Source organism: Treponema sp., from assembly GCF_045657965.1.
In the GTDB taxonomy this organism is placed as follows: domain Bacteria; phylum Spirochaetota; class Spirochaetia; order Treponematales; family Treponemataceae; genus Treponema_D.
In genome coordinates, this window is record NZ_JAZOUG010000317.1 from 1 (window position 1) to 11,765 (window position 11,765).

Below are 11,765 nucleotides of genomic sequence, written 5' to 3' on the forward strand. Positions count from 1 at the left end.
CCGTCAGAATCAAGACCAAGAACATCGCCAGGCTTGATTCCAATTTTTAAGATTGAATCGTCAAGGCTGACTGCAACATCACGGTCAGCCCTTGAAGTTTTCCTGTGCAGTTTTGAGTAAGTTTCGTGCCATTCAAAATCAACATAATCGATTTTTTTCCCCTTAAACTGTTCGTCATCAATTTTTCCGATAATTGCCTCAAAAATCATAAAAATCTCCGTTAAATGTGGTTTCGACAGGCTCAACCACAGTCTGTTTCTAAAACAAAAAATATCGCTGAGTGAGCGGAAGTGTTTTTGCAGGTTTGCTTACGACTGGAACTCCGTCCGCAGTAACATGGTAATTTTCAGGATCCACATCAATCACTGGAAGTGCATCGTTGAATTTCAAGTCTTTCTTGCCGATTTTACGGCAGTTTTTTACAGGCAGGCAGATTTTTTGAAGACCTAGTTTTTCAGGCAAGTTTTCGTCAATCGCCACCTGAGACATAAACGTCGCACAGGTCATGAATTTTGCTTTTCCGTAAAAAGCGAACATATTCCTGTAATAAATAGGCTGGCAGGTTGGAATCGAGGCGTTTGAATCCCCCATTTTTGAAAGGATGATTGCTCCGCCCTTAATCACCATGTCAGGCTTTGCACCAAAAAATGCCGGATTCCATAACACTAAATCTGCAATCTTCCCGACTTCAACCGAGCCGACATAATCAGAGATTCCGTGCGCAATTGCAGGATTTATCGTGTATTTTGAGACATAACGCTTTGCACGGAAATTGTCGTTTTCAGAAGAATCTTCCGGCAAGGTGCCTCGCTCTTCTTTCATTTTGTGTGCTGTCTGCCATGTACGGGTGATTACTTCTCCGACTCGCCCCATTGCCTGAGAATCGCTCGACATTATGCTCAACGCTCCCATATCGTGAAGCACATCTTCTGCAGCAATTGTCTCAGGTCGGATTCTGGAATCAGCAAAGGCAACATCTTCTTCTATTTTATTATCAAGGTGATGACATACCATCAGCATATCAAGATGTTCATCAATGGTATTTACAGTAAACGGCATTGTCGGATTTGTTGAAGCAGGGATAATATTTGGAAAACCCGCAACTTTGAGAATGTCAGGTGCATGTCCGCCGCCCGCTCCTTCTGTATGATAAGTATGTATTGTCCGTCCGTTGATTGCCTTTAAAGTATCCTCAACGCATCCCGCCTCATTTAATGTGTCTGTGTGAATGCAGACTTGAACATCGTATTTATCTGCAATCGTGAGGGCAGCATCAATCGCCGCAGGAGTTGTTCCCCAGTCTTCGTGAATTTTTAGACCGCAGGCACCCGCTTTAATCTGTGCGACGAGCTCACTTTGAGATGTTTTATTTGAGCAGTTTCCCTTTCCAAGATAGCCGATGTTCATCGGAAAATCTTCAGCAGCCTTTATCATCATCTCAAGATTCCATTTTCCGGGCGTACAGGTGGTTGCGTTCGTTCCGTCAGCAGGACCTGTTCCACCGCCAATCATCGTTGTAACACCGGAGCATAAAGCAGTTTCAACCTGCTCAGGAGAGATAAAATGAATGTGTGTGTCAATTCCGCCTGCAGTAATAATAAGACCTTCACCTGCAAGAGCTTCGGTTGCTGCCCCGACAGTCATGCCAGGCGTAACGCCGTCCATTGTGTCAGGATTTCCAGCTTTCCCAATTCCTGCGATTTTACCGTCTTTTATCCCGATATCTGCTTTGTAAATCCCAGTGTAATCAAGAATGACACAGTTGGTTATTACAAGGTCAAGGTCTCCTGATTCACGTGTCGTATTTACTGATTGTCCCATTCCATCACGCAAAGTCTTTCCGCCGCCGAATTTCGCCTCATCTCCGTAGACCGTAAAATCTTTTTCTATCTGAATCACAAGATTTGTATCTGCAAGCCTGATTTTATCTCCAGTCGTAGGACCGTACATTGCGGCATATTTTTTTCCGTCGATTTTATAACTCATTTTCCAGCCTCCGCCTTTCCGCAAGTCAAATTGTTCAGACCGTAGATTTCAGATTTTCCGCCAAAAGAGCAAAGTTGAACGGTCTTTTCCTCACCCGGCTCAAAACGCACGCTCATTCCAGAAGGAATATCAAGCCTATATCCAAAAGCGGATTTTCTGTCAAACGAAAGCATTCTATTGACCTCAAAAAAATGAAAATGAGAACCCACCTGAATCGGACGGTCTCCCATATTCTTCACGCAAACCTGAATCGTTTTTCTTCCCTTATTGAGCTCAATTTTCTCATTACACGAAATGATTTCACCGATTTTCATAGTGCCACCTCAAGATACAGCTGTTTCCGCCACTTCACGAATCGGGTTATGAACGGTTACAAGTTTTGTTCCATCCGGGAAAGTTGCTTCAACCTGAACTTCGTTTATCATTTCTGCAATTCCATCCATAACGTCATTTACGGTTAAAATCTTTGCTCCTTCTCGCATAAGTTCAGTTACACTTTTTCCATCGCGGGCAAGTTCCATTAGTTCAGAAGATATATAAGCAACTGCTTCAACATAATTTAGTTTCAACCCGCGCTCTTTCCGCCTTTGAGCGACAAATCCCGCATAACTCAAAAGAAGTTTTTCTGTTTCTCTTGGTGTAAGTTTCATAAAAAATCTCCGTCAACCAATAAAAAGCATAAAAAAAGCGCCGCAGATTCATTTTCCATACAGAAAACTTTCCGCGGCGCCATTGTCTATGATAATTTTTTATGTAAAGAAATTGTTGGTCAGTGTAAAAACACAGTTGATTAACAGACCGGGTTGGAGTCGGGGTTGTGACACAAACTCGCTTGAACTTGTTCACCGCGAGTTTGATGGCACGTTCCCGACGGGAAAGCCGGTCTGTTGAAAAGCCGGTTATTTTACACTGAACAAAAGTTCTGCGTAACTTGGAACCGGCCATTCACTTCCGGGAACACAGCCTTCAAGTTCATCTACGCTTTCACGCAGAGCCTGCATGTCGGCAAAGACTGTGTTCCTAAAGTAAAGTGCGTTTTTGCCTGCATCTTTTATTTCAGCAGCTCCTTCAACATCTTTTTCAAGTTTCTGGACTTCACTGTAGATTTTTGACGTGAGCGAACTGACTTTTTTGAGCAAATCGCTTTCGTAAGAATCTTCTGCACCCAGAGTCTTTTTGAGTGAAACTGAATCTGCCAGGAATTTTGCCTGTTTTGCTCCAGCCGGCAGGTAAAGCTTTTTAACCATATCAATCATCGTCAGCGCTTCAATGCTGATGATTTTTGAATAGGCTTCGTTATGAATCTCATAGCGGCTTTCAAGCTCTACATTGCTGTAAACTCCGTGTTTTTCAAACAAATCCCTGTTCTTTTTATCAAGAATCTTTGTAAGCGCTTCCGGTGTGCTTTTGAGGTTCAAAAGCCCGCGTTTTTCAGCTTCCTTGACCCATGAATCATCGTAGCCGTTTCCGTTGAAGATGATTCTCTTGTGCTCTTTGATTGTCTTAAGAATCAGCTTGTGCAAATCACCCTTGAAGTCCGAAGATTTTTCAAGTTCATCGGCAAACTGTGCAAGTTCTTCTGCAACGGCTGTGTTAAGGAAAACGTTTGCACATGCGATCGATTCGCTTGAACCGAGCATACGGAATTCAAATTTGTTTCCTGTGAATGCGAAAGGAGAAGTGCGGTTTCGGTCTGTCGTGTCCTTGTTAAAGTCAGGAAGAACGGTAACGCCAATCTGCATCTTTTCTTTTTCGTGCTTTCCGTAAGGTTTGCCGCTTTCAAGGCACTCCAGAATCTCAGAAAGTTCATCGCCTAAGAACATTGAAACGATTGCAGGAGGTGCCTCGTTTGCTCCAAGACGGTGATCGTTTCCGGCAGAAGCAACAGAAATACGGAGCAGATCCTGATACTCGTCCACAGCCTTAATCACAGCACACAAGAATAGGAGAAATTGTGCGTTGCTTTCAGGTGTGGCACCGGGATCAAGAAGGTTCTTTCCAGTGTTGGTGGAAATGGACCAGTTGTTATGTTTTCCGCTTCCGTTTACACCTGCAAAAGGCTTTTCGTGAAGCAAACATACCATGTCATGTTTTGCGGCGATTTTTTTCATTACTTCCATTGTGAGCTGGTTGTGGTCACAGGCGATGTTTGTAGTCGTAAAAATCGGTGCAAGTTCGTGCTGGGCCGGAGCAACTTCATTATGTTCAGTTTTTGCTAAGATTCCGAGCTTCCAGAGTTCTGTGTTCAAATCGTTCATGAAAGCCTGAACTCGCGGCTTAATCATTCCAAAGTAATGGTCGTCAAGTTCCTGACCTTTAGGAGATTTTGCTCCAAAAAGTGTGCGGCCGCAGAAAATCAAGTCTTCACGCTTTTCCCATGCCTTTTTGTCTACAAGAAAATATTCCTGTTCAGGTCCGACAGTTGTTTTTACTGAAGTTACATCTGGATTTCCGAACAAGTGAAGAACGCGTACAGCCTGTTTTGAAATTGCCTGCATTGAACGTAAGAGCGGTGTCTTTTTATCGAGAGCTTCTCCTGTGTATGAACAGAATGCCGTTGGAATGCACAGAACTCCGTCTTTAATAAAAGCGTACGAAGTCGGATCCCATGCTGTATATCCTCGTGCTTCAAAAGTTGCGCGAAGACCGCCAGACGGGAAAGAAGAAGCGACCGGTTCACCCTGAACAAGCTCCTTGCCTGAAAATTCCATGATTACTTTGCCTTCGCTTGAAGGTGTTATGAATGAATCGTGCTTTTCTGCAGTTGTGCCTGTAAGCGGCTGGAACCAGTGAGTAAAGTGAGTTGCACCTTTTTCAACTGCCCAGTCTTTCATTGCATTTGCAACAACATTTGCTACGGTCGGGGCAAGCTTTTCGCCGTCCTCGATTGTCTTCATCAGCTGTTTGAAAGTCTCTTTTGGAAGCCGGGCTTTCATTACAGTTTCATTAAAAACATTTTCACCAAAAATTGAAGTAACTTTGTCCATTTTTTGCTCCTGTTAACACAAAAAGGCGCTGCATTCTCTGACCGTTGTACACCAGTCAAAAAATACAGCGCCTTTGCCGTGTATTAATAAAAAAAGGTCGCAAGAATTGCCTTCCTGCGACCTCGTTGTCGTTTGATGTTTTAATTTATAGCGATATGAAAAATTTTTGTCAAGAAGGGGGAAGAAAAATATTCGCGTTTTTAGGCATAAGCATATGTTTTAATTTCTTTTAATTGTGGAGCAAGTTCTATTTTTGCATTTCTGATATCTATATCATCTTGCAAAGACATAAAGTAGCCGTCAGATAATCCGAAGAATTTAGCTAGACGTAGAGAAGTGTCTACAGTAATTTTTCTGCGGTTATGAAGAATTTCCTGAATACGGGAAGTCGGAACATTTATTTCCTGTGCCAGTTTATATGCAGAAATTCCAAGGGGAATAAGGAATTCTTCGTTCAAGATTTCTCCAATTGTTGGTGTTTCTATAAAATCAGACATAATATACTCCTAGTGGTAATCCACAATTTCTACATCATAATAATGTCCGTCTTTTTCTGTAAAACAGACACGCCACTGTTCATTTATACGGATAGAATGCTGCCCTTTTCTGTCTCCAGAAAGCTGTTCAAGATGATTGCTTGGAGGAATTCTTAAATCTTCGAGGCACTTTGCATTATCTATCATCATCAATTTGCGTAAAGCAATTTTCTGAATTGTATTTGGAAGCCGTTTAGAAAATTTTTGATTATAGATAAGCTCAGTTTCTTTATCCGTAAAACTTTTTATCATTGGTTTATTATATCTGTGTAGCGTGTATATGTCAAACGGATAATGATTTTTTTGTGTGTTACAAAAATCTCTTGACACCATTTTTACATTTCTGTAACATCATTTTATCAAAAGGCAAAGAAGCCGCAGATGATTTTTCGCACAATTGCGAAGTATTGTCTGCGGCTTTTTGTTTCTAAAACTAACTTAAAAACGACAATGAGGCCGTGTTTATGGGGATTATTCTCTGTACGCACGGCCTTTTTTATTGGAGAAAAAAATGAAGACACTTTATGAACCTTGTTTTGAGCATGATGCGTGCGGAATCGGTGCTGTAGTTAGCATTGACGGCATTAAAAGTCACCGTGTTGTAAAAGATGCTCTTTCCATTGTAGAAAAACTTGAACACAGGGCAGGTAAAGATGCAACAGGTGAAACTGGTGACGGTGTTGGAATTTTAGTCCAGATAAGCCACACATTTTTTGAAAATTCCGCAAAAAACGGTGAAATCATTTCTTCTGACGGAAAAAAATGCTTTTCTTTAGGCGGTGAGCGCGACTACGGCGTGGGAATGTTCTTTTTTCAGAATAATGGCACTGTAGATTCTGAAAGAGCCCGCTTTGAAAAAATCTGTGCTTCTCACAGTCTCCAGTTTTTAGGCTGGCGAAAAGTGCCTGTAAACGAAAGTATTCTGGGCAAAAAAGCGCGTGAGTGCATGCCTGAAATCGCTCAGGGCATTGTTGCCCGCCCGGAAGCCTGCGAAAAAGGACTTGAATTTGACAAGCTTCTTTACAAACTCCGCCTTGATTTTGAAAAAGGTGACAAAACTGCTTATGTCTGTTCTCTTTCTTCCCGCACGGTCGTTTACAAGGGAATGTTTCTCGTTGACCAGCTGCGCACTTTTTATCTGGATCTTCAGTCGCCTTTGTATGAGTCTGCTCTGGCTCTGGTTCATTCGCGGTTTTCTACAAATACACAGCCAAGCTGGCAGCGCGCCCATCCGAACAGAATTATTGCCCACAACGGCGAAATCAACACAATCCGGGGAAACGCTGACCGCATGATTGCCCGCGGCGGAGAAATCGACACGAACGGAAGCGATTCTGCCATGCTCGACAACACCCTTGAATATTACATGATGAACGGACTTCCTCTCCCGCTTGCAATGATGGTTTTAGTTCCCAAGGCCTGGAGAAATGATGTTTCTGTCAGCGAAGAAACAAAGAATTTTTACCACTACTGGGCAACAATGATGGAAGCGTGGGACGGACCTGCTGCCCTTTTATTCAGTGACGGAGACCTTTTTGGAGCAACCTTAGACAGAAACGGACTGCGCCCGAGCCGCTATTACATTACAAAAGACAATATGCTCATTCTTTCAAGCGAAACCGGAGTTCTCGAAATCCCTGAAAGTGAAGTCGTAACAAAAAGCCGCCTTATGCCGGGTCGCATGCTTTTAGTTGACACAAATTCAAAAAAACTCATTTCAGACGAAGAAATCAAAGAGCGTTATTCTTCCGAATATCCTTATGGTGAATGGCTTAACCGTAATTTAATCCAGCTTTCTTCGCTTAAGATTCCTAATCAGAAAATTCCTGTTGCTTCTCAGGATGAACGCGATCTGCTTTATAAAGCATTCGGCTGGAGTCTTGAAGATGTTAACGAAATGATTCTTCCGATGGCAAAAGACGGAGTTGAGCCGACTGCTTCAATGGGATGCGACACGCCGCTTGCTGTTTTAAGTTCTAAGCATCCGCCGCTTTTTTCATATTTTAAGCAGCTTTTTGCACAGGTTACAAATCCGCCGATTGATTCGCTGCGTGAAAAAATCGTAACGGACACAACTGTTTATGTCGGAAAAGACGGAAACCTGTTAAAGCCAGAGGGCAAGAACTGTCATGTTCTTGAAATCCACAATCCGATTCTTACAGGAACTGACCTATTAAAAATTGCGGCGATTGACCAGGAAGGCTTAAGGGTAAAAAAAGTTTCGCTTCTTATAGAAAAAGAAAAGGCAGAACCGCTTGAAAAATCCCTTGATTCACTTTTTGCTCAGATTGATTCTGCTTATGCGGACGGTTTTCATATCATCATTCTTTCGGACAGGGGCGTGGACAAAGCTCATATGGCTCTTCCTTCGCTTCTGGCGGTTTCTGCGGTTGAACAGTATCTTATCCGTACAAAAAGGCGTACTGAAATTTCAGTAATTCTTGAGTCGGGAGAAATCCGTGACGTGCATCAGGCTGCCATGTGCTTAGGCTTTGGTGCGCGGGCAGTAAATCCTTATCTTGCCCATGAATGTATTGCTGAACTTATCGACAAAAAACTTCTGGACAAGGATTATCACACTGCGATTGACGATTACAACAGGGCTTTGATGAACGGAATCGTAAAAATTGCTGCAAAAATGGGAATCTCCACTGTTCAGTCGTATCAGTCGGCCCAGATTTTTGAAGCAGTCGGAATCAGCGAAGAGGTAATCCAGAAATATTTTACAAATACGGTTTCAAGAATCGGCGGCATTACGCTTAAAGAAATTGCAGAGGATATGGAATATCATCATAAAAGAGCTTTTGGAGGGGAAGGTCTTCCCCTCGCTCCAGCTGCTGACGCATCTTCCGCTACCCCTTCGAGCGGGGACACGCGCGAGTTTGCTGAGCAAACTCGATTACAGCGCCCCGTTGATAACAGGCTGATAAAACTTGACCCTCTTGGAAACCACAAGTATAAGTTCAGTGAAAATGCGGAAGAACACATTATTACTCCCGAGCTTATTTCACTTTTGCAGGAATCGACACAGAAAGGCGATTATGCAAAGTTTAAGGAATATATTGAACTTGCAGAACGGCAGGAAAAGGCTTTTACAATCCGTGACCTTCTTGATTTTAAGTATGATAAAAACGGCGGCATTCCGCTTGAGGAAGTTGAAAGTGTAGGAGAAATTGTAAAGCGGTTTAAGACAGGTGCCATGAGTTACGGCTCAATCAGTGAAGAAGCGCACAAATGCATGGCTGAGGCAATGAACCGTCTGCATGGAAAAAGTAATTCAGGTGAGGGCGGAGAAAATCCTGAGCGTCTTAAAAGCATTTATAATTCAGCAATTAAACAGGTGGCTTCAGGCCGTTTTGGCGTTACAGAAGAATATCTTTTGAGTGCCGAAGAAATTCAGATAAAAATGGCACAGGGAGCAAAACCGGGTGAAGGCGGACATCTTCCTGGAAAAAAAGTACATCCGTGGATTGCAAAAACCCGATATGCGACAACCGGAGTGAGCCTTATTTCTCCGCCGCCTCATCACGATATTTATTCAATAGAAGATTTGGCACAGCTTATTTATGACTTAAAAAATGCAAACCGCAGTGCAAAAATAAGCGTAAAACTTGTAAGTGAAGCCGGTGTCGGTACAATTGCGGCTGGAGTTGCAAAGGCAGGAGCCGGGGTCATTTTGATTTCAGGACACGACGGAGGAACTGGGGCAGCTCCTCTTTCTTCGATTCACAGTGCGGGGCTTCCGTGGGAAATGGGCTTAAGCGAAGCTCATCAGACGCTTTTAATGAACGGACTTCGTTCAAAAGTAAGGCTTGAAACAGACGGAAAACTTCTTACCGGACGTGATGTTGCCGCAGCCTGTCTTTTGGGAGCACAGGAATTCGGTTTTGCGACTGCACCTCTTGTTGTAATGGGCTGCCGCATGCTCAGGGTCTGCCAGAGCGACAAATGTCCTTTCGGAATTGCAACTCAGGACAAAAAATTGCGCGCAAACTTTAAGGGAAAGGCAGAATACGTAGAAAACTTTATGCGTTTTATTGCACAGAATCTGCGCGAAATCATGGCAAAACTCGGTGTTCGTACAATCGAAGAAATGTGCGGAAGAACAGATTTGCTTAAGGTTAAGGAAAACATTCACTCAGAAAGAAGCCGCCTGCTGGATTTGAGCAGAATACTGGGAAATGTGACATGTGATAAGGAAGATGTGATATGTGATATGACGGTGAATGCTGGTTGTCGGGATAATTTCTCTGAACTTTCGGGTACTCTTGATGAAAGAAACCTGCTGCCGGAGTTTTTGAATGCTTTGAGGGGGAGCGGTTCAGGCACAGCCTTCACCGAGACTCGTTCAAAACCTGTCTCACAGGATTTGCCCCTTACGGGTCGCTCCCTATACCCCTGTCAACTTTCAATTTCCTCGACCGATCGTACTGCCGGCACAATTCTTGGAAGCGAAATCCAGAAAAAATACGGGAACTCGCTTTCTGACGATACTTTCACAGTGCGTTTTACGGGCGGAGCGGGACAGTCTTTCGGGGCCTTCATTCCTAAGGGGCTCACGCTTGTTCTTTCTGGCGATGCGAACGACGGACTTGGAAAGGGCTTAAGCGGTGGAAAAATTGTCGTTAAAAAAGCAGCTGGTTTTGAGGGAGAGGCAGAAAAAAATATTATCACCGGAAACGTCGCTTTGTTTGGTGCCACCAGCGGCTCTGCTTTTATAAACGGAATTGCAGGGGAAAGATTCTGCGTCAGAAACAGTGGGGCAGTCGTTGTTGCCGAAGGCTGCGGAGATCACGGGCTTGAATACATGACAGGCGGAAAGGCCGTAATCTTAGGCGAAACAGGAAAAAATCTGTGTGCGGGAATGAGCGGCGGCGTTGCATATATTTTAGATGAAAATCATACGCTTTATAAAAAACTCAACACTGAACTTGTAAAAATGTACGACCTCTGTGAAGAAGTGACTGTCCTTAATGATAAAACTGACGAAGAGGAACTTCATTCTCTTATCGAACAGCACGAAAAAGAAACCGGAAGTGAACTTGCAGAAAAGATTCTTGGCAGCTGGGAACATTATAAAAACTGCTTCAAGAAAATCATTCCGAATGATTATCTGCGGGTAATTAACGAAGGCAGAGCATAGGGGCAAAAAAATGGGTTTTAAAGATGAATGCGGTGTTGCAGGAATTTACGGGGCGGAAAATGCTTCAAGTCTTGCGTATTTTGCCCTTGTTTCGCTGCAGCACCGCGGACAGGAAAGTGCGGGGATTGCCGTAAGTGACGGAGAAAAAATTGCATTAAAAAAAGAAACCGGGCTTGTAAGTGACATTTTTTCTCAGAAAGATTTTGAAAACCTTAAAGGAAACATAGCAGTTGCTCATGTGCGTTATGCAACGGCAGGCGGACGAACAATTGAAAATGCCCAGCCTTTTTTAAACTCTTTTAAGAACGGTTCGATTGCACTTGCTCATAACGGTCAGCTGGTAAATCACTCTAAAATCCGGGAAGAACTTGAAGACTCCGGCTGTACTTTTTCATCTTCAAGCGACAGCGAAGTAATCTTAAAACTGATTGTGCGTAAGTTTGTCGAAAAAGGCGGTCATCTTGGAAAGAAAACGGACGCTCAGACTTCTCTGCACGGTCAGGCGGAAGAAAAACTTTTTGTTGATTCAGTGATTGCGGCTGTAAAAGAAATAAAAGGCTCGTTTGCCCTGTGCATCATGACAGAAAATATGCTGATAGGCGTGCGTGACCCGGATGGAATACGCCCGCTGTGTCTGGGAAGCCTTGATTCTGGATTTATCATTGCCTCAGAGTCCTGTGCCATTGATGCTGTGAACGGTCAGTTTTTTCGTGATATTGAGCCGGGTGAAATTGTCGTGATTAACAGGGACGGACTTAGTTCAATAAAATATGCAGAGCAGAAAAAGCAGACCTGCATTTTTGAATATGTTTACTTTGCGCGTCCTGACTCTGTGATTGACGGGATTTCTGTTCAGGAAGCACGTTACCGAATGGGCGAAGTGCTTGCAAAAGAATCGGCGGTTGAAGCTGATGTTGTAATCGGGGTGCCGGACTCAGGAATTGGGGCGGCTTTAGGCTATTCAAAGAAGAGCGGGATTCCTTATGTGACAGGAATTATAAAAAATAAATACATCGGCAGAACTTTTATCGCACCGACTCAGGCTGAACGCGAGGCAATGGTTTTTGTGAAGCTGAATGCAATTAAAAGTGACCTTGAAGGAAAGCGCGTAGT

At 43.4% G+C, this 11,765-nt stretch carries 9 protein-coding genes; 2 read left to right on the plus strand and 7 right to left on the minus strand.

Annotated features, from left to right (window positions below):
- The 7 genes from ACKI5B_RS11930 to ACKI5B_RS11960 all read right to left on the minus strand — a co-directional run.
- Window positions 1-209: hypothetical protein (locus tag ACKI5B_RS11930; RefSeq protein WP_407429050.1), on the minus strand; the 209-nt coding region annotated here is incomplete at its 3' end.
- A 49-nt stretch (window positions 210-258) separates the two neighbouring features.
- Window positions 259-1,986, minus strand: a complete 1,728-nt coding sequence (gene ureB / locus ACKI5B_RS11935; RefSeq protein WP_407429052.1) for an urease subunit beta — start codon at window positions 1,984-1,986, stop codon at window positions 259-261.
- Complete coding sequence (gene ureB, locus ACKI5B_RS11940) at window positions 1,983-2,300, minus strand: urease subunit beta (RefSeq protein WP_407429054.1); 318 nt, start codon at window positions 2,298-2,300, stop codon at window positions 1,983-1,985. The genes ureB (ACKI5B_RS11935) and ureB (ACKI5B_RS11940) overlap by 4 nt, the downstream gene beginning before the upstream one ends.
- Before the next feature lie 9 nt (window positions 2,301-2,309).
- Window positions 2,310-2,636, minus strand: a complete 327-nt coding sequence (ureA, locus tag ACKI5B_RS11945) for an urease subunit gamma (protein WP_407429056.1) — start codon at window positions 2,634-2,636, stop codon at window positions 2,310-2,312.
- A gap of 249 nt (window positions 2,637-2,885) precedes the next feature.
- Window positions 2,886-4,973, minus strand: a complete 2,088-nt coding sequence (locus ACKI5B_RS11950) for a glutamine synthetase III family protein (protein WP_407429058.1) — start codon at window positions 4,971-4,973, stop codon at window positions 2,886-2,888.
- 200 nt (window positions 4,974-5,173) lie between these two features.
- Window positions 5,174-5,470, minus strand: coding sequence for a HigA family addiction module antitoxin (locus tag ACKI5B_RS11955; protein WP_407429061.1), 297 nt, complete (start codon window positions 5,468-5,470; stop codon window positions 5,174-5,176).
- Between the two features lie 9 nt (window positions 5,471-5,479).
- Window positions 5,480-5,761: a type II toxin-antitoxin system RelE/ParE family toxin gene (locus tag ACKI5B_RS11960; RefSeq protein ID WP_407429063.1), complete on the minus strand. Its 282-nt coding sequence runs from the start codon at window positions 5,759-5,761 to the stop codon at window positions 5,480-5,482.
- Between the two features lie 259 nt (window positions 5,762-6,020).
- On the opposite strand from ACKI5B_RS11960, the gene ACKI5B_RS11965 reads away from it, so the two are divergent.
- The gene (locus ACKI5B_RS11965) at window positions 6,021-10,652 is read left to right on the plus strand and encodes a glutamate synthase-related protein (RefSeq protein WP_407429065.1); all 4,632 of its coding nucleotides are present in this window, start codon (window positions 6,021-6,023) and stop codon (window positions 10,650-10,652) included.
- A gap of 10 nt (window positions 10,653-10,662) precedes the next feature.
- Window positions 10,663-11,765, plus strand: a 1,103-nt coding sequence (gene purF / locus ACKI5B_RS11970) for an amidophosphoribosyltransferase (protein ID WP_407429067.1), incomplete at its 3' end; no start/stop codon positions are given.